This is a genomic window from Rhodococcus sp. P4_F3_2 (genome assembly GCF_056401335.1).
In genome coordinates this window covers 1-16,188 of the sequence record NZ_JBFUJN010000062.1, presented here as the reverse complement: position 1 = coordinate 16,188, position 16,188 = coordinate 1, and the positions used below count along the sequence as shown (strand labels likewise).

Here is a 16,188-nt window from a genome sequence, read left to right as displayed (position 1 = left end):
CCCACCTCTCTTCGTGCAATCGAACACTGGTGATTGTGCCGAGGAAGTGTTGCATGAGCGTCTTCGCTATCTGACTGCCTGTGTGGCTGGCGGGACCACATCCTGCGCCCTAGTGGCAACGAAGGATCTCGAAAAGTGATGTTGTGCAACATTTTTGAGAATGTCTAAATCGCCGACAAGCGTAACAAAAAGTGCATATAGTGTATGTAGCACGACGGTTAGTTCAGTTCACGGCCGGAGCGTCGAACTGCCGAGTGCCCAAGACGGGGAAACTCAGATCATCGCCACAGCTGCATGAACCATGTGTCTTCCCTGCGCTCTGAATGGCGTGCAAACAGGAGGTTTCCGAGCCGCACAGTGGACAGAAGATTCGAATAGCGATTCGTTCGCGTTTCATCTACGAAAGGTGTTCACAGTCATGGGATTTAAGAGAGTCGGAATTGGTGCGGGTGTTCTTGCGTCCGCCGCTGCCCTCGCGTTCGCAGGAACCGCTTCTGCCGCTCCCGCGGTCGAGGCCGTACCTACCGCTGATTACCAGCTGTGTGGCAATGTTTACAGCGGTGCGGGGTTGGAGTACAACGCCGCACCACCGGCGGCCGCACAAGGTGTCTCCGGGGTCGTAATCTCCGGCGTGATTAGCACGGCACCCTCCACGACGTATACCGCGACCACCGATTCAGCGGGGCGTTACTGTATCCAGGCTCCGAATACGATGAAGGCTGATGTACTGGGCGGAGCCACGGTCAAGCTCACTGCCGGCACCCCGCCGTCACCGTTCACCACCATCACCAACAATCCGTGGAAGAGTGCAGCAGTTTTCGGGACTACGAACATCGGAACGATCATTTTTGCAGCGCATCAGTACGGATCGCTCAGTTCCAACTCGGCGTACCACTTTAATTTCGTTGCCTCGTAGATAATCCGTCGACTGATTTGACCGAGCGACATCTTGAGTCCGCACGTGAGGTCTGACTGTCGGCTGACGAGGTAGTTCAAGGATGGGGTGGGTGCAATCCAATGCACCCACCCCGTTTCACTTGTGCTCACATGATCGAACGGCAGCCAGACGACTGGTGCGATCGATCGACGATGATTGCTGTGCCCTGCGGTTCAGTCACCCTGCCGCAGTTCGCTGAAGATCAAGTTGGTCTGGGTATTGGCGATGGCCGGATCGTTGAGGTGCGCGCTGACGAAATCGCGAAGCCGAGTGGGAGATTCACACGAGACGTGCACCAGGAGATCACGGTCCCCACTCATCAGGAACACTCGCTGAACGGAATCCAGTCCGCTCAGGTGCTCGGCAATTTCCGTCATCCGGCTTCTGGCGTGGGAGTGAATCAGAATCGACACCATCGCCGAGATCTCGAGGCCGAGTAGCTCGAGGTCTATGTCTGCGTGAAACCCCTTGATGACGCCCGATTCGCGTAGCGCACGCATCCGCGCCAGAGCGGTCGACGGCGCTATCCCGACCTTCTCGGCGAGTGCATTGTTGGGGATGCGTGCATCCCGGACGAGTTCGCGGAGAATCGCCGTATCGACGTCGTCGAGCCGAACATGATTCGGCCGAGCCGCGGCTGCCGCCCGTTCGATCGCATTAATCATCCGATTTCTCCCTGCCGTTGCGAAAATATTCAGCAACTATTGACCGCGCCCGTCGATGATTCTAGCTTTTGCCAAACACATCGAATTATCAAACGGTCGAGATCGACACAGTCGACTGTTGCGACGAAGGGGTCCGGATGGTTCCGAGGATCGGCCGACACACGGGCGATTCGGGGGCGCGGTTGATCGACATCAGCCCGCCGATCTCCGAATCGACGCCCGTGTGGCCAGGCGATACCGCCTTCACCCGCGCTGTTACGTCAGACCTCGGCGACAGTGACGCCGTCACGATCAACCGAATCACCACCACTCCTCATATCGGTGCTCACGCCGATGCGCCGGCGCACACCCGCATCGGCGGTGCGCCCATCGGTTCTGTTCCCCTCGAGCCCTATCTCGGCGAAGCACTGGTGGTCGACATGACGGGCGTCGACGGTGCCGCATGCATCAGGCCCGTCGAAGAGACGGTGGAGCGACTCGGCGGCCATCTGCCGCAGCGGCTGATTCTGAGGACTTACCCGAAGTACCCGCGCGAGTGGGACAACGACTTCGCCGGCGTTTCTCCGGAGCTGACCCACTGGTTCGCCGACCGCGGTGGAGTTCTGATCGGAATCGACGGCGCCTCGTTCGATCCGATGGACAGCAAGACCATGGACGGGCACCACGCGGCAAGCGATCGTGGCGTCGCGATCCTCGAAGGACTGTGCCTCGACGAGGTCGACGAAGGCTACTACGAGTTGATCGCACTGCCGCTGAAGTTCCTCGACCTCGATGCCAGCCCGGTACGCGCCGTGCTCCGGACTCTGCCTTCATCACTTTCAACGCCGACACATGCAGGAGAAGAATCGTCATGACATCGACAACCACCCTTTCGTTGGATGACTGCGTCAAGGCCGACGCAGTGGATCCCCTGAGGGAGTTCCGCCGCGAGTTCGCGATTCCGGAGGGCGTTCTCTACTTCGACGGAAACTCGCTCGGCGCGCGTCCCATTGCCGCACAGGAATGCGCCGCGAGAGTAATCGGCGACGAGTGGGGCAACGGCTTGGTTCGCAGTTGGAACGAGGCTGGATGGTTCGACCTCCCGGTCCGCCTCGGTGACAAACTCGCCCCGTTGCTGGGAGCAGGTGAAGGCGAAGTGGTAGTGACGGATTCGACGTCGATCAACCTGTTCAAGGCATTGGCCTCCGCACTGTCCATCGCGGCTGCTCAGGATCCCAGCCGGAAGGTGATCGTCTCCGAGCGCGACAATTTCCCCACTGACCTCTACATTGCGGAGGGCATCATCTCGCTGCTCGATCAGGGATACGAACTACGCCTGATCGACCAACCGGGCGACCTCACCGAAGCAGTAGGACCAGACACCGCCGTAGTGATGTTCTCGCACGTCAACTACCGCACCGGAAACCTGTATGCGATGACGGAAGTCACTGCAGCAGTGCAGGAACGTGGCGCCCTCATGATCTGGGATCTCGCACACTCGGCCGGCGCCGTCACTGTCGATCTGAGCGGCGCCGACGCCGACTTCGCGGTCGGGTGTACGTACAAGTACCTCAATGGTGGTCCAGGTTCACCTGCATTCATCTGGGTCAACCGTCGCCATCAGAACACCGGAATCCAGCCGCTGTCCGGGTGGTGGGGGCACGCGCGACCGTTCGCGATGGAGTCGGCCTACGAACCGGGCGCAGGAATACGACGGTTTCTGAGTGGTACTCAACCAATCACGTCGTTGTCACTCGTCGAGTGTGGTCTCGACGTCATGCTCAAAGCTGACATGGCCGACATCCGCAGCAAGTCGCTCGCGCTGGCCGATCTCTTCATCAACCTCGTCGAGGAGCGTTGCGCTGCCTACGGTTTGGAGTTGATCACGCCGCGCGCGCACGAGCGTCGTGGCTCGCACGTGAGTTTTGTTCATCCCGAGGGCTATTCCATCATGAAGGCTCTCATCGCGCGGGGCGTCATCGGCGACTACCGCGAACCAGGAGTGCTGAGGTTCGGTATCACTCCGCTCTATCTCGGATACGCCGACGTGTGGAACGCCGTCGACGTGTTGCGAGACATCCTCGAGAACAAGTCCTGGGATCGCCCCGAATTCCGCGAGCGCGACGCAGTCACCTGATTCTTCCAAGTTTCCGCGGACCGGGAGGTACCGCCTTTCGCAAGGAGCTTTCATGAGTGATTTCAAAAACATTCAGCAGCGAGAATCAGGTCTCAAACGCGAACTCGGCCCCAAGCAGATGAGCATGATCGCGCTCGGCGGTGCAATCGGCACCGGACTCTTCCTCGGCAGTAAGTTCGCCATCGGATTTGCCGGCCCGAGCGTCATCATCAGTTACGCGATCGGCGGGTTGATCGCCCTGCTGCTGATGGGTGCCCTCGCCGAAATGACCGTCGCACATGCGACATCAGGTTCGTTCGGTGCGTACGCAGAGTTCTACGTCGGACCGTTGATCGGCTTCCTCGTTCGCTATCTCTACTGGTCTTGCATCGTCCTCGCGGTCGGTACCGAGGTCACCGCGATCGGTGAATACATGCAGTTCTGGTTCGCCGACGTACCGTCGTGGCTGTGGATCGTGTTGTTCTCCGGAGTGCTGATCGGCGTGAACATGTTCAACGTCAAGGCCTTCGGAACGATGGAGTACTGGTTCTCGACGATCAAGGTCTTCGCGATCGTGGCATTCATCGTGATGGCAGCGTACGTCGTGTTCGGTAGCGGGAACCCGGACTATGGATTCCACAACTACACGGCCGGTGGCGGATTCTTTCCGAATGGTTTGTCCGGCATGTGGTTTGCCGTGATCGTATCGATCTTCAGCTACTTGAGCATCGAGATGATCGCCATTGCGGCCGGTGAGGCGGAAAACCCCGCGGTGGCGGTGAAGAAGGCGTTCCGTGTGACGATCGTCCGGCTGTTCGTCTTCTACATCGCAACCCTTGCTTTGATTCTGGCAATTGCTCCGATGGACAAGATCTTGAGCGGCGGAAGCCCTTTCGTCACGGTAATGCAGGTCGTGAAGATTCCGGGCGCAGACAGTGTGCTGAACTTCGTGGTGATCATTGCCGCGCTGTCCGCGATGAACAGTCAGTTGTACGTGTCTTCGCGAATGATGTTCTCGCTCTCGCGTGCTGGTGACGCGCCGGCCGTTCTCGGCAAGGTCAGGGCCAACGGCTCGCCGGTCAACGCCTTGCTGCTGTCGACGTCGGGCATCGCCGTCGCGACCATCGTCTACGTTCTCTTTCCCGAGCAGGCATTCACGTTGATGATCTCGTTGTCGATGTTCGGAGCGATGGCGACGTGGCTGCTGATCTTCGTGACGCACTGGTTCTTTCGCAAGCGGATGGCAAGCGAAGGACGAACCCTCTCGTTCACGATTCCGTTCTTCCCGGTGGGGACGATACTGGGTGGTGTCCTCATGGTCGCGATCCTCGTCACGACATTGTGGGTCGAGGATTTCAAGATGACCTTGGTGTTCGGGGTGCCGTTTGTTCTTGCCGTGATCGGCATCTACTACTTCACCCGATCACGTCGGGCGCAGAGTCGAGCGGTAACGGCTGAACAGGTTCAGGACGAGATCACCGGCACGGTGGTCAAGCGGGTTCCCTGACTCGCATTGGCAATCAAAGGGTTTCGGCGAAGAACTCCATAGTGCGGGTCCAGGCGAGGGCAGCAGAATCCGGGGCGTAGTGGCTGGTCGAAGTGTCGTTGTTGAACGCGTGGCCGGCGTCGGCATAGCGGTACACCCGGGCGAGATCGGACGCGGTTGCGCGCAATTGCTCGACGCTCTCCGGCGGGATACTCGGATCGAGGTCGCCGTAGTGACCGAGCCACGGGACCTGCAGTTGCGCTGCAAGTTCGGTGCCTGCCGCGATTCCGTCCCATCGGGCCTCGGCGACACCGCCGCCGTAGTACGTGACAGCGGAATCGACGAGGGGTACCGCGGCACACCACAGTGACGCGGTGCCGCCCATGCAGAATCCGAGGGAGCCGACTTTGTCTGCTCCCTCGGATCGGCTGTAGTCGACGGCGGCACGTACGTCGTGGCCGATGCTTGTGCTGTCGAGTGCCATGAGCGCATCCTTCGCGGACGGGAAGTCGGTGAAGGAGGTCTGTGCGCCGCGGTGGTAGAGATGCGGGGCGACGGCAAGGTAGCCGGCGTCGGCGAGGCGTTCGAGGATGCTCTCGATGTGTTGGTTCACGCCCCACGCTTCTTGGAGAACTACTACCGCATGTCTCGGTTCACTCGGCGAATCCGGTCGGCTGACGGTCAGCGGTACGTCACGTGTGGTCGTCGTGAAAGTTCCCATGTCCCGACTGTATGCGAGTACGGACTGTATTCGAGCACAGCCTGTGGGTGCACGGTCGAACTAGACTCGTCGAATGTTCAGTTCCGACGTTCCGCCGATCAGCCTGGGCAGTTGGCCGACCCCCGTCGAACCTTTGGCGCGTTGCGCGAAGGCACTCGGATTGGGGCCGGAAGACCTGTGGATCAAACGTGACGATGTCACCGGACTAGGCGGTGGCGGCAACAAGATCCGAAAGCTGCAGTACACCTGCGCTCAGGCTTTGGCCGTCGGCGCGACGACTTTGATCACTACCGGTGCACCGCAAAGCAATCACGCTCGGTTGACTGCATCCGCAGCAGCCCGTTTGGGATTGCGTTGTGTGCTGGTGCTCGGTGGTGCCGAGCCGGAATCCGCGCAGGGAAATCTCGTTCTGGATGCACTCGCGGGCGCTGAGATCGTCTGGGCCGGAGGGAACACGGCATCCGCGGTCGACGCCGCGGTGCAGGCCGTCGCTGACTCGGGCGGAGTTCCTTTTGTCATTCCCTTCGGTGGTACCAGCGCGGTGGCCGCGCAGGGTTACGTCGACTGCGCACGCGAGATCGAGCAGCAACTCCCCGGAGTGGAACGCGTCGTGGTTGCACTCGGATCGGGCGGAACGATGGCTGGACTTGTCGCGCATCTGGGCGTCGACAGAGTTGTCGGCGTCGATGTCGGGGCTGTTGCCGATCCAGTGTCGACCCTCGCTGGGTTATTGGACGAGATGCCTGGTCCGACCGTGCGAGCCGCGGATCTTCAGATCCTGCGAAACCAAGTTGGACAAGGATATTCGACGCTCACGGAAGCATCAGCCGGCGCGATCCGATGTTTGGCTCGTACGGAGGGCATCTTCCTCGACCCGACGTACACCGGCCGAGCCTTTGCGGGATTGATCCAACTAGTGAAGGACAAAGCCATCACGGCGGGATCAAAAACGGTCTTCCTGCACACCGGTGGGTTACCTGGCCTGTTCGGACATCCCGAACTGTCGACGCTGCGGTGAGCGAGCAGATCGACTACCCGCTCAGCAGCCCGCTCGACGAGTTGTCCGAGTGGCAACGCGTCGTGCGACCGCTGCGCGTCAGTGCCGACGGGTATCTGCGTTTGGCGACCAATCGGCTGTCAGTCGATTCGGACTACACGTGGGAGATGCACCGCCACAGCGATCACGAATTGCTGTGGGCGATCGACGGTGTTCTCGAGGTCCGTACTCCGGAGACTGTGTACACGGTGCCGAGCGGGGTCAGTCTGTGGATCCCGTCCTTTGTTCCGCACGAGGTGACGGCGCGTAGCGGCACAGAATTGTCGTGCACGTGGTTGGTGGCATCCGATGTGACCGGGTTGGATCGTGTGGTGGCCTTGTCCACCCCTCCGCTGCTCGAACAAGTACTCGATCACCTCACCCGAGACGACTTGACCGACGCGGCTCGTCGACGAGCCGAGGCGTTTGCCATCGACCTCGTCGAACCCGTACCGCGACTGATTTTCGATGTGCCGCTGCCGACGACGCCGTGGCTTCGGCAGATCGCAGATCAGTTGGTTGCCAGCCCGGCCGACACCCGATCGGTCGAGGAGTGGGCCACCGACGCGAAGGTCAGTACGAGGACCCTCACACGAAGGTTCCCGGCCGAAACCGGATTGACCTTCTCGGAATGGCGTATGCGACTGCGGGCTCATCATGCGATGCAACTTCTGGCACTTGGTCGAAGCATCTCGTTTGTATCGAGGAAGACGGGTTTCCGTTCCGAAAGCGCGTTCGGTGCGGCTTTTCGTCGGACGATGGGTGTGACCCCGGGGGAGTTCGCAAGCCTGATCGATCATCCGCGCGCGCCAATGACCGATTGGCTACAGGACTAGTCCGAACAGCGACTCAAAGCGCCTCGATCGGACTTGTGTCGTGCCACAGAATGAACTTAGGGTTGGCTAAACAATCACCTCTGTAGGAGTTCTGCGTGCGCGCAATTCGATCATTTTCTTTCGGTTCCAGAGTCATCGCAGCGGCGGCAGTTGTCGTTGTCGGTGCGATGGTGGTGACTGGCTGTTCCTCGTCATCGGCCGACTCCGAGCCGACGGACGTCCGGACGGTTGCCTCGGCATACGGGGACATCGAGGTTCCCGCCTCGCCGGAGCGCGTCGTCGCCGCGTCGTACGACACTCCTTGGCAGCTCATGTCCCTCGGAGTGAAACCGGCTGCTGTGCAGGACTACGGCAAGTGGATCAGTGAATTCACGCCGGAGCAGCAGGCCTTCGTCGACGGGCTCCCGACCATCGGGCCCTACGGGGAAATGAACTTCGAAGCGATCGCTGCGGCAGATCCCGACATCATCGTCGGCGACGCCGACGAGGTGGACCAAGCGGCGTTCGACCGTCTGTCTGGCATTGCGCCCACCGTCATCGTCAAGGGCGAGAGTCGAGGCGACTGGAAGACGATCACCACGGAGATCGCCGAGGCGATCGGCAAGACGGACGTGCTCGAGTCGACGCGCACTGCTTACGAAGAGAATCTCGAACGTGTCCGTGGCGAGTACGCCGACGTGATCGCGACCAACAAGTGGATTCACATTTCACTCGGAGACGCGCCCGGCGCTTTCTCGGTTCAGCAGCCCACCGGTGCGATCGGCAATTTGGTGGTCAACGAACTCGGATTGGCGTACGGGCCCGGTGTTCCGACCAATTACACCGATGCCGGATACGAGTCCTACCCGATGGAGCAGTTGGCTGACATCATGAACGGTGTGACGGTCGTGCTGTATCCCCTGAATGCGGACGGATCGACCAATGCGGCGGTTCAAGCGGTCCTCGACGACAACCTCTTCACGAGGCTGCCGGCGGCGCAGGCCGGGCACGTCTTCGGATTGCAGTCGAGCGTCACAGACTTCGTGACCGCGAACGGTTGGCTGAACGAAGTGAAAACGAAGGTGTTTGCAACGCTCTGACGCTTGCTCACCTTTTCACTGCGTGCCCGCAACTGACCAGTTGAGGGCGCGCAGTCTTTTTGGTCGCCACTACGAGCGGAAATCCTGTCCTCTGCTTATGATTTCTGTCACTGCCGGTTACCGTTACTTCGACGAGAGCGACGCGGTTCGACCTTGCCTTGGCAGGGAACATCGATCCTCGGCGACGTGGGGAGGTGGTCGCCATCCCCGCAGATCCGTGGGGTATTTTGTCCGTATCTACTGTCGGGGTGAGCAGTGATGTGCGGGGGAGTTTTTGGTGAGTACAAGCGCTCGTGCCGTCTTTCGAGCAGGGCGCTCTGGATTTCGGGACCATACCCGTCCGGACATTAGTTCTGGTTTGCTGAGCGTGAACGGTGCGTGGGGCGAATCGTTCGAGGGGACGAAAGGCGAGATCGGCGAATGACAGCGACTTCCGACGCACGGCATACCGAATCGAAGGCTGTCCAGAACACCGACTCGCCGTCTGGCGAAAACCCGCGCTGGCGCGACCGCAAAAGGTACCTGTGGCCGCTCGGATTGCTGATTCCACTCAGCCCGTTCATCTCCTGGTTTCTCGTCGACAACCTTCGTCTCGGATTGTTCTGGGCGACCGGCGCGTGGCTCCTGGTCATCGTCATCCCGATCATCGACATGTTGGCTGGTGAAGACGGCGAAAGTCCGCCGGACGATGCGATCCCACGACTGCAGAAGGACCGCTACTACCGCTGGTGCACTTACGCGTTCCTCCCCTTGCAATACGCCGGTCTGGTCTTCGCCTGCTGGTGCTGGATCAACGCTCCGATGGGAATCGCGGAGAAGATCGCGATGTCGTTCACGGTGGGCRTCGTCGCCGGCGTCGGTATCAACGCGGCCCACGAGCTCGGCCACAAGAGCGAGAAGAGCGAACAGTGGCTCGCGAAAGTGGCGCTTGCGCAATCTCTCTACGGGCACTTCTACGTGGAACACAATTTCGGCCACCATGTGCGTGTAGCTACTCCGCAGGACCCGGCCAGCTCACGGTTCGGTGAGAGCTTCTGGAGGTTCTTGCCACGAAGTGTGTTCGGCGGGCTGCGTTCGGCATGGCGCATCGAGAGCGCGCGACTCCAGAGGAAAGGCAAACGAACCTGGAGCTTCGAGAACAATATTCTCAACGCTTGGGCGATGAGTGTTGTCCTCTTCGCGACGCTGATCGGTATCTTCGGTTGGGCGGTCGCGCCCTGGCTCCTGCTGCAGGCAGTTGCCGGATTCACCTTCCTCGAAGCGGCGAACTACCTCGAGCATTACGGTCTGCTGCGTGGCAAGCGTGCTGACGGCTCGTACGTTCGCTGCAGCCCCGCTGACAGTTGGAACAGCGATCACGTCGTGAGCAATCTGTTTCTCTACCAACTGCAGCGGCACAGCGATCACCACGCCAACCCGAAGCTGCGGTACCAAAGTCTGCGTAGCGCGGCCGAAGCGCCGCAACTTCCGGCCGGCTACGCAGTGATGATCGTGATCGCGTGGATTCCACCACTGTGGCGCCGGGTGATGGATCAGAGATTGTTGGACTACTACGACGGCGACACAGAACGAATCAACGTCGGCTGATCACGTAGCCGTCCGCTGAACTGTTCGGAGTTGTCGTCTCAGCGACCGTCATCCCACACGGTGTTACCGCTTGCGGTCGTCGAAGGGTAGTCCTGGACCGCGTCCCAGTGTTCGACAATTTTGCCGTTCTCGTCGAATCGGAAGATGTCCATCGAGCCGCTGCCGGCCGTTCCCTCACCGGACGAAGCGAAGGTCTGAACAAAGACGAAGTCGCCCTCGGCTACCGTCCGTGGAAACTTGGTGGCCTTGTCTCCGGTAACGGGTTCGATCCCGGCCAGTGCGGTGACAAATGCGTCCTTGCCGTCAGCGAACGAGGGGTTGTGCTGGGTGTAGGTCGGACCGACCAGCTGGTCGGCAGCCTCGGCGGCTTTGCCTTCGTTGAAGGCGAGCTGCAGGAACGTCAACGCGTTGGCCGTGTTGCGCTCCAAGACTTCTGACGACTTGGACGGCGACGAGGTGGGTCCGTCGAACATCGTGTTCGGATTTGCGGACGTTTCCGGCACGTCTTGAATGGCATCCCAGTGTTCGACGATCTTGCCGTTGTCGACGCGGAAGATGTCGAACACGGCCTGGCCGCGGTCGCCGGGTGCAGACGTGGTGTGAGACTGGAGGGCAACCAGATCGCCCTCGGCGAAAACACGAGTGATCTCGGCGTGCAATCCGGGTGTGGCCTCGACGTAACCGCCTATGCCGCTGACAAATCCGGCTGCCCCGTCGGCGGCAGTGGGGTTGTGTTGGATGTAGACGTCGCCAAGGTACCGGTCGGCGGCCTGCTGAACCTGACGGCCGTTGAACGCCAGTTCGTAGAAGTCCGTGACGACGGTCTTGTTGGATTCGAGTTGATCGCCCTGTTCGGCAACAACGCTCGTGGACGTCGCAGAACTGCTGGGCGTTGCGGATTCCGCGTCGTTGGAGCACGCGGTGAGCAGGAGAGCGGCGGCAGCGGGAACAGCGATCCAGGCTGCGCGCCTACGAAGGTTGCTCATGTTCAGTGTGCGACGGTGAAACGCTGGCGACGGTGGGCCGGAGTCTCGATCTCGTCGACAAAAGCGTGGGCGTAGTCTTCGCCCGCGACGGCGGAGTTACCCTCGGCGTCCGTCAGGAGAATGTCGCCACCCAACTGGAACGATCCCTTCGGGGCGACGCCGGCATGGGCACCGAACGCTGCGGCCGGGCTCACGTAGAACCAGTCGACATTGCTGTCAGTTGCGCGGAGCGCGTCGAGGACGTCGGCGTGAGCGAGCGCCTCACCCTTGTATGCGTCCGGGAAATCGGGGGTGTCGACGACGCGCGGCCCACCCTCGGCGACCAACAGGCTGCCGGCGCCACCGACTACGGCAATGCGAGCACCGTTGCGTGCGGCGGCATCGGCGAGGGGAGTGACGGCGTCGAGCAGGCGCTTGCCGTCGATCTCGCGAGCGGGGATGGCAACGACAACGACGTCGTTGTCTGCCGTGATCTGCTCCACGATCGTGTTGTCGTGAACCGAACCCTGCACGACATTCGTGTCGGTTCCGGACTGCGCGCTGCGAGCGACGACGGTTACCTCGTGGCCGCGTGAAGCGGCTTCCTTCGCGATTGCGCTTCCTGCAAAACCGTTTCCACCGAATACTGCGATCTTCGACATGGTGTGTGCCTTTCCTTGCTGTCGTCGTTGTGCTTGTAGTAGTAAATTTATTCACCTGGAAGGTCGATGTCTCGGTCAGATGCGGGCATTAATTGGTGAAAAACAGACATCTTGATGACGATGGGCCGACTGCTTCGGGTCGAAGTTGCGAACCGTAGGGTTGGTACATGACTCTCACCGCCGACAACAACGCAGGTCCAGTGGCAATCGAGCGCTCGGACGTCGAAGCTGCGCGGACTCGTATCGCAGGACTGGCGCGGCGTACTCCCATCTTTCGAACTGCGGTGCCGACACCACACGGCGAGGTGCCGGTTCTGTTCAAGCTCGAGTACCTCCAACACGGCGGCTCCTTCAAGGTGCGCGGCAGTCTCAATGCCGTGGAACGAGCGGTCGCCGACGGCACCATGCCCGATGCCGGCGTGGTGATCGCGTCCGGCGGCAACGCTGCGATCGGCGCTGCGTGGGCCGCGCGGCGCCGAGGACTCACCTGCACAGTGGTGGTTCCGGAGACAGCGCCCGAAGCAAAGGTGAAGGCACTTGGGGAGCTGGGTGCAACCGTTCACAAGGTCGGCGACCGGTATGCACTCGCCGCTGCCGCTGCGGCGGACATCGCACGCTCGAGCGGTGCGCTCGAACTGCACGCCTACGACCTGCCCGACATCGTCAGCGGAGCCGGGACCATTGCTCTCGAGATCGAGGACGACGCATCCGGACCGATCACGTATTGCGTTGCAGTCGGCGGCGGCGGGTTGGTCTCTGGAATCGTCGCGGCGGCTCGTCCCGAAGATCAAGTGGTAGCCGTCGAGCCGACCGGGGCTGCCACCTTGCACACCTCGCTCGATGCGGGGCGTCCGATCGATATCGAAGTGAACAGTATCGCCGGGGACTCATTGGGGGCCACACGGATTGGCGCCATCGCCTGGGAGACGCTGCATGAGAGTTCGGTTAACAGCGTTGTGGTCGACGATGATTCGATCCGGCAGGCGCGGGCGTTCCTGTGGCGGGAGTTCCGGATCCTGGTGGAGTTGGGAACCGCGGCAGCAATGGTTCCGGTTCTGAACGGAACGGTGACGCCGCCGTCCGACGGTGAATTGTGCGTCGTTTTGTGCGGTGCCAACACGCATCCGACCGACCTGTAATTTTTGCGTATTTCTTTGCCTGCGTGTGAGAAAGTCCCAGGTGGGTACCTCTCGCAGTATGAGTACCAGCAGCATTATCTGGATAATTGTTGCCGTGGTCGTGGTGATAGCGATCGTGGCCGCACTCCTGTGGGTGGCGCGAAACAGGCGCGACGAGCGTCGTCACATCGAGGCAGAACAGATCCGCGAAGACGTCGCAGACAAGTCGCTGCAAGTAGGCGAGCGCGAGGCGCGGGCAGAAGAGACAGCAGCCAAAGCGCGCATGGTGCAGGCAGAGGCCGACGCCAAAGCGGCGGAAGCGTCTGCGCTGCAACATCATGCAGCGCAACATCGGAAAGAGGCGACGAGCTCTCGCGAGGAACTGAACCAGCAACGAGATCATGCAGACACGATCGACCCCAAGGTTCCCAACCCCGAAGAACCGCGGTCGACGCCGGATCAGAACCCTCGAAACCCTTGATCTCGAAACACTTGATGCAGGCGTTCGAGGGAAGCGTCTGCCCGTATATGGTTCGACGATCATGATGAACAAAGAATCGTCACCGCAGGACCAGAAAAGTGTCACGTCCACGGCGGCTGACGTCGCACAGAACAATGTCTTCGAGCGCTTTGCCCGCGCAGGATTTGTCGTCAGCGGCGTGGTTCATCTGCTGATCGGATATATCGCGATCCGCCTTGCTCTCGGTGGATCCGGGTCTGCGGACCAATCGGGTGCGATGGCCGAGTTGGCAGGAAAACCAGGGGGTGTCTTCGCTCTGTGGGTCGGCGTCGTGGCCTTCCTTGCCATGGCGTTGTGGAGATTGGCCGAAGCTGCGTTGGGGAGCTCGTCGTCGCCGTCCTCGGACGACAAGAAGAAGGAGTTCTTCAACCGTGCAAAGGCTCTGGGCATTTCGCTCGTCTATTTCGGTTTTGCTTTCACTGCATTCGGATTCGCCCGCGGAAGCGGGAAGTCCAGCAGCGGTCAGAGTGCGGGAATCACGGCGCGTTTGATGGAGAACACGCTGGGGACTATCGCATTGGTGATCGGTGGGATCGCGATCATCGCTGTTGGTGTTTACCACGTGTACAAGGGCGCGAGCCAGAACTTCCTGGATGATTTGAAAGGCACACCCAGCAACTTCGTGCGCCGACTCGGAACCGTCGGGTACGTCGCCAAGGGCTTGGCCATCGCTGCTGTCGGCGTTCTGGTTCTTCTCGCGGTCAACAGTTCCGAACCCGGCAAGTCCTCCGGACTCGACGGAGCGTTCAAGACGCTGGGTGCGCAGCCGTACGGAGTGGCCCTGCTGATCCTTGCCGGATTGGGCATCATCACCTACGGGCTCTACTGCTTCGTGATGGCACGCTCGACGAAGATGTAGCGCCCCTGGGTAAGTGGGTCTATCCGAATGACCCGGTCTGGAAACCGGCGTCGCTGCCCGACGAACTTCCCGTCGAGCTACCGAATATCGGTCGTCTCGGAACCAGATCATGCATCAGGTTCACTGCTGCAGGGTCGATCATCGCCGCATTTCCACCGTTCGCCAGAATCGTGATCGACCAGCCGCTGTCGGGAACCAACAGGGTGATGCAGTTGGATCCCGAGCTGTCTCCGTTCTTCTTGGCGAACGATTGTGGGAAGTTCGGCGTCGGGGGTTGGAGCTGCCACGCCATTCCCATTCCGAATGCAGGATTCTCCGGAGCTTGCGTGTCGATCTGCTCGAGCATCGAGGTCAGGACCGGTTTGAGCGGGTTGTTGCCATAGCCGAGAGTTGTTGCGGCCCAGATCGACATGTCCTCGGCGGTGCTGACGAGGCCACCCCCGCCTGCGATCGCACCCGTGTTGTTCCACAGAGGGGCTCTTGTGCCGTCGAGGTAGTACGGAACGGCCAGGTCGGTTGCTTTGGTCTCGATCACGGTACCCATCATCCCGAGCGGGTCGGTGATTTCGCGGGCGACTGCTGCCGCGAAAGGCGGCTTCTCCTGTCCCGGAATGATCTTGTCTGCCATGAGTGTGCCGAGCAGTCCGAACCCGAAGTCCGAGTACAGCCAGTGGCTACCGGGGGCGAACTCCAAGGCCCCGGGAGCCCGGAGTCCTTCCCAGAGCATGTCTCTCGTGTACTTCGCTTTCTCGTCCGTGCACGATTGTGTGGGATCGGCACACCCTGCCGAAAGATTGGGTGGGTCGTCGCTCAGACCGGAACGGTGGGTGACCAGTTGGCGAAGCGTGATCTCCTCGCCACCGCTGCCTTTTGGCAGCGGGTTGCCGTCCGAATACTTGCTCGCCAGGTCGTCCAATCCGACTTCTCCCCGAGCGATCAGTTTCGCCAGTAGTGCAGCGGTGAAGGTCTTGGTCTCCGAGGCGATCTCGAATTGCGTTCGTGGAGTGACTCTCACGCCGTTTTCGACGTCGGCCTGGCCGTAGTGGTACGTAGTGGTGACACTCGCTTTGCGGTTCTTCTCATCCGGTTTGACGATGGCGAAGGCAAGGCCGGGGACTCCGCTGTTCAGCAGTGTCTCTGCGACGCGCTGTACCGCTTGGGCTTCTGCAGGATCGCCGACCCGCGAACCTGGATTGGGTGCCGTGGGGCCGGCGGCGCTGGCGGTCGAGGAGGTCGCGAGGGTTATGACGGCGGTTGCCGCCAGTCCTGCAACGCTGATGAACTGTCGTCGTGACGTCCGGGCGGACCCTCGATCCTGGTTTTCCATTGTTTGCACATTACAACCAAAGTCGACTGGTTTGACTGTTTTGTCGGAATTGCCAAGGTGTGGTCCTTAGACGATGGATTTGCTAAATCACGCCGCCGTTGACGTAGATGACCTGGCCGTTGACCCAACGAGCTGGGCCGGCGAGAAACGCGACAGCCTCCGCGATGTCCACCGGTGTGCCGAGGCGTTCCAGGGGAGCCAGCTTGGACAGGTTCTCCACTGTAGCTTCGTCTTTCCCGTCCAGGAACAGATCGGTGGCCGTGGGGCCTGGGGCTACGGCGTTGACCGTGATATC

17 protein-coding genes are annotated in these 16,188 nt (G+C 60.8%); 11 read left to right on the top strand and 6 right to left on the bottom strand.

Annotated features, from left to right (window positions below):
- Positions 1-418 precede the first annotated feature (418 nt).
- On the top strand, positions 419-916 hold the full coding sequence (locus AC1DWA_RS32020) for a hypothetical protein (protein ID WP_020971070.1): 498 nt from the start codon (positions 419-421) through the stop codon (positions 914-916).
- 194 nt (positions 917-1,110) lie between these two features.
- Here AC1DWA_RS32020 and AC1DWA_RS32015 read toward each other — a convergent pair whose 3' ends face one another.
- On the bottom strand, positions 1,111-1,602 hold the full coding sequence (locus AC1DWA_RS32015) for an Lrp/AsnC family transcriptional regulator (protein ID WP_019745679.1): 492 nt from the start codon (positions 1,600-1,602) through the stop codon (positions 1,111-1,113).
- Positions 1,603-1,739: 137 nt separating this feature from the next.
- Here AC1DWA_RS32015 and kynB point away from each other — a divergent pair, with 137 nt between their 5' ends.
- Genes kynB through AC1DWA_RS32000 form a run of 3 tightly spaced genes read left to right on the top strand, consistent with a single transcriptional unit; the run spans position 1,740 to position 5,204 of the window.
- The gene (gene kynB / locus AC1DWA_RS32010) at positions 1,740-2,456 is read left to right on the top strand and encodes an arylformamidase (protein WP_019745678.1); all 717 of its coding nucleotides are present in this window, start codon (positions 1,740-1,742) and stop codon (positions 2,454-2,456) included.
- The gene (kynU, locus tag AC1DWA_RS32005; RefSeq protein WP_046379442.1) at positions 2,453-3,718 is read left to right on the top strand and encodes a kynureninase; all 1,266 of its coding nucleotides are present in this window, start codon (positions 2,453-2,455) and stop codon (positions 3,716-3,718) included. The genes kynB and kynU overlap by 4 nt, the downstream gene beginning before the upstream one ends.
- Positions 3,719-3,770: 52 nt before the next feature.
- Complete coding sequence (locus tag AC1DWA_RS32000; RefSeq protein WP_019745676.1) at positions 3,771-5,204, top strand: amino acid permease; 1,434 nt, start codon at positions 3,771-3,773, stop codon at positions 5,202-5,204.
- A 13-nt stretch (positions 5,205-5,217) separates the two neighbouring features.
- Here the strand turns inward: AC1DWA_RS32000 and AC1DWA_RS31995 are convergent, their stop codons facing one another.
- Positions 5,218-5,904: a dienelactone hydrolase family protein gene (locus tag AC1DWA_RS31995; protein ID WP_019745675.1), complete on the bottom strand. Its 687-nt coding sequence runs from the start codon at positions 5,902-5,904 to the stop codon at positions 5,218-5,220.
- A 73-nt stretch (positions 5,905-5,977) separates the two neighbouring features.
- Between AC1DWA_RS31995 and AC1DWA_RS31990 the strand changes: the two genes are divergently transcribed.
- From AC1DWA_RS31990 to AC1DWA_RS31975, 4 genes are all read left to right on the top strand, one after another.
- Positions 5,978-6,922 carry a D-cysteine desulfhydrase family protein gene (locus tag AC1DWA_RS31990; RefSeq protein WP_019745674.1) on the top strand — a complete coding sequence of 315 codons (945 nt, stop codon included), beginning with the start codon at positions 5,978-5,980 and terminating at the stop codon, positions 6,920-6,922.
- Complete coding sequence (locus AC1DWA_RS31985; protein WP_019745673.1) at positions 6,919-7,776, top strand: helix-turn-helix transcriptional regulator; 858 nt, start codon at positions 6,919-6,921, stop codon at positions 7,774-7,776. The genes AC1DWA_RS31990 and AC1DWA_RS31985 overlap by 4 nt, the downstream gene beginning before the upstream one ends.
- 95 nt (positions 7,777-7,871) lie before the next feature.
- On the top strand, positions 7,872-8,855 hold the full coding sequence (locus AC1DWA_RS31980; protein ID WP_019745672.1) for an ABC transporter substrate-binding protein: 984 nt from the start codon (positions 7,872-7,874) through the stop codon (positions 8,853-8,855).
- A gap of 420 nt (positions 8,856-9,275) precedes the next feature.
- The gene (locus AC1DWA_RS31975) at positions 9,276-10,442 is read left to right on the top strand and encodes an alkane 1-monooxygenase (RefSeq protein ID WP_477917515.1); all 1,167 of its coding nucleotides are present in this window, start codon (positions 9,276-9,278) and stop codon (positions 10,440-10,442) included.
- A gap of 38 nt (positions 10,443-10,480) precedes the next feature.
- Here AC1DWA_RS31975 and AC1DWA_RS31970 read toward each other — a convergent pair whose 3' ends face one another.
- Together AC1DWA_RS31970 and AC1DWA_RS31965 are read right to left on the bottom strand one after the other, a co-directional pair.
- Positions 10,481-11,428, bottom strand: coding sequence for a nuclear transport factor 2 family protein (locus tag AC1DWA_RS31970; RefSeq protein WP_021331767.1), 948 nt, complete (start codon positions 11,426-11,428; stop codon positions 10,481-10,483).
- Positions 11,429-11,430: 2 nt separating this feature from the next.
- Complete coding sequence (locus AC1DWA_RS31965; RefSeq protein ID WP_019745669.1) at positions 11,431-12,069, bottom strand: NAD(P)-dependent oxidoreductase; 639 nt, start codon at positions 12,067-12,069, stop codon at positions 11,431-11,433.
- A gap of 167 nt (positions 12,070-12,236) precedes the next feature.
- Here AC1DWA_RS31965 and AC1DWA_RS31960 point away from each other — a divergent pair, with 167 nt between their 5' ends.
- From AC1DWA_RS31960 to AC1DWA_RS31950, 3 genes are all read left to right on the top strand, one after another.
- Positions 12,237-13,208, top strand: coding sequence for a serine/threonine dehydratase (locus AC1DWA_RS31960; protein WP_021331768.1), 972 nt, complete (start codon positions 12,237-12,239; stop codon positions 13,206-13,208).
- Between the two features lie 58 nt (positions 13,209-13,266).
- Positions 13,267-13,668: a hypothetical protein gene (locus AC1DWA_RS31955; RefSeq protein ID WP_020971062.1), complete on the top strand. Its 402-nt coding sequence runs from the start codon at positions 13,267-13,269 to the stop codon at positions 13,666-13,668.
- 61 nt (positions 13,669-13,729) lie between these two features.
- Entirely contained in the window at positions 13,730-14,566 is an 837-nt protein-coding gene (locus tag AC1DWA_RS31950) for a DUF1206 domain-containing protein (RefSeq protein WP_019745667.1), read from the top strand.
- A gap of 19 nt (positions 14,567-14,585) precedes the next feature.
- On the opposite strand, the gene AC1DWA_RS31945 is transcribed toward AC1DWA_RS31950, so the two are convergent.
- Positions 14,586-15,893 carry a serine hydrolase domain-containing protein gene (locus tag AC1DWA_RS31945; protein ID WP_020909409.1) on the bottom strand — a complete coding sequence of 436 codons (1,308 nt, stop codon included), beginning with the start codon at positions 15,891-15,893 and terminating at the stop codon, positions 14,586-14,588.
- A gap of 82 nt (positions 15,894-15,975) precedes the next feature.
- Positions 15,976-16,188, bottom strand: a 213-nt coding sequence (locus AC1DWA_RS31940) for an SDR family oxidoreductase (RefSeq protein WP_477848160.1), incomplete at its 5' end; no start/stop codon positions are given.

Excerpts from the sequence above, each read along its gene's own strand:
- AC1DWA_RS32020 (WP_020971070.1), top strand. The coding sequence starts at position 419 with ATGGGATTTAAGAGAGTCGGAATTGGTGCGGGTGTTCTTGCGTCCGCC.
- AC1DWA_RS32015 (WP_019745679.1), bottom strand. The coding sequence starts at position 1,602 with ATGATTAATGCGATCGAACGGGCGGCAGCCGCGGCTCGGCCGAATCAT.
- kynB (WP_019745678.1), top strand. The coding sequence starts at position 1,740 with ATGGTTCCGAGGATCGGCCGACACACGGGCGATTCGGGGGCGCGGTTG.
- kynU (WP_046379442.1), top strand. The coding sequence starts at position 2,453 with ATGACATCGACAACCACCCTTTCGTTGGATGACTGCGTCAAGGCCGAC.
- AC1DWA_RS32000 (WP_019745676.1), top strand. The coding sequence starts at position 3,771 with ATGAGTGATTTCAAAAACATTCAGCAGCGAGAATCAGGTCTCAAACGC.
- AC1DWA_RS31995 (WP_019745675.1), bottom strand. The coding sequence starts at position 5,904 with ATGGGAACTTTCACGACGACCACACGTGACGTACCGCTGACCGTCAGC.
- AC1DWA_RS31990 (WP_019745674.1), top strand. The coding sequence starts at position 5,978 with ATGTTCAGTTCCGACGTTCCGCCGATCAGCCTGGGCAGTTGGCCGACC.
- AC1DWA_RS31970 (WP_021331767.1), bottom strand. The coding sequence starts at position 11,428 with ATGAGCAACCTTCGTAGGCGCGCAGCCTGGATCGCTGTTCCCGCTGCC.
- AC1DWA_RS31965 (WP_019745669.1), bottom strand. The coding sequence starts at position 12,069 with ATGTCGAAGATCGCAGTATTCGGTGGAAACGGTTTTGCAGGAAGCGCA.
- AC1DWA_RS31960 (WP_021331768.1), top strand. The coding sequence starts at position 12,237 with ATGACTCTCACCGCCGACAACAACGCAGGTCCAGTGGCAATCGAGCGC.
- AC1DWA_RS31955 (WP_020971062.1), top strand. The coding sequence starts at position 13,267 with ATGAGTACCAGCAGCATTATCTGGATAATTGTTGCCGTGGTCGTGGTG.
- AC1DWA_RS31950 (WP_019745667.1), top strand. The coding sequence starts at position 13,730 with ATGATGAACAAAGAATCGTCACCGCAGGACCAGAAAAGTGTCACGTCC.
- AC1DWA_RS31945 (WP_020909409.1), bottom strand. The coding sequence starts at position 15,893 with ATGGAAAACCAGGATCGAGGGTCCGCCCGGACGTCACGACGACAGTTC.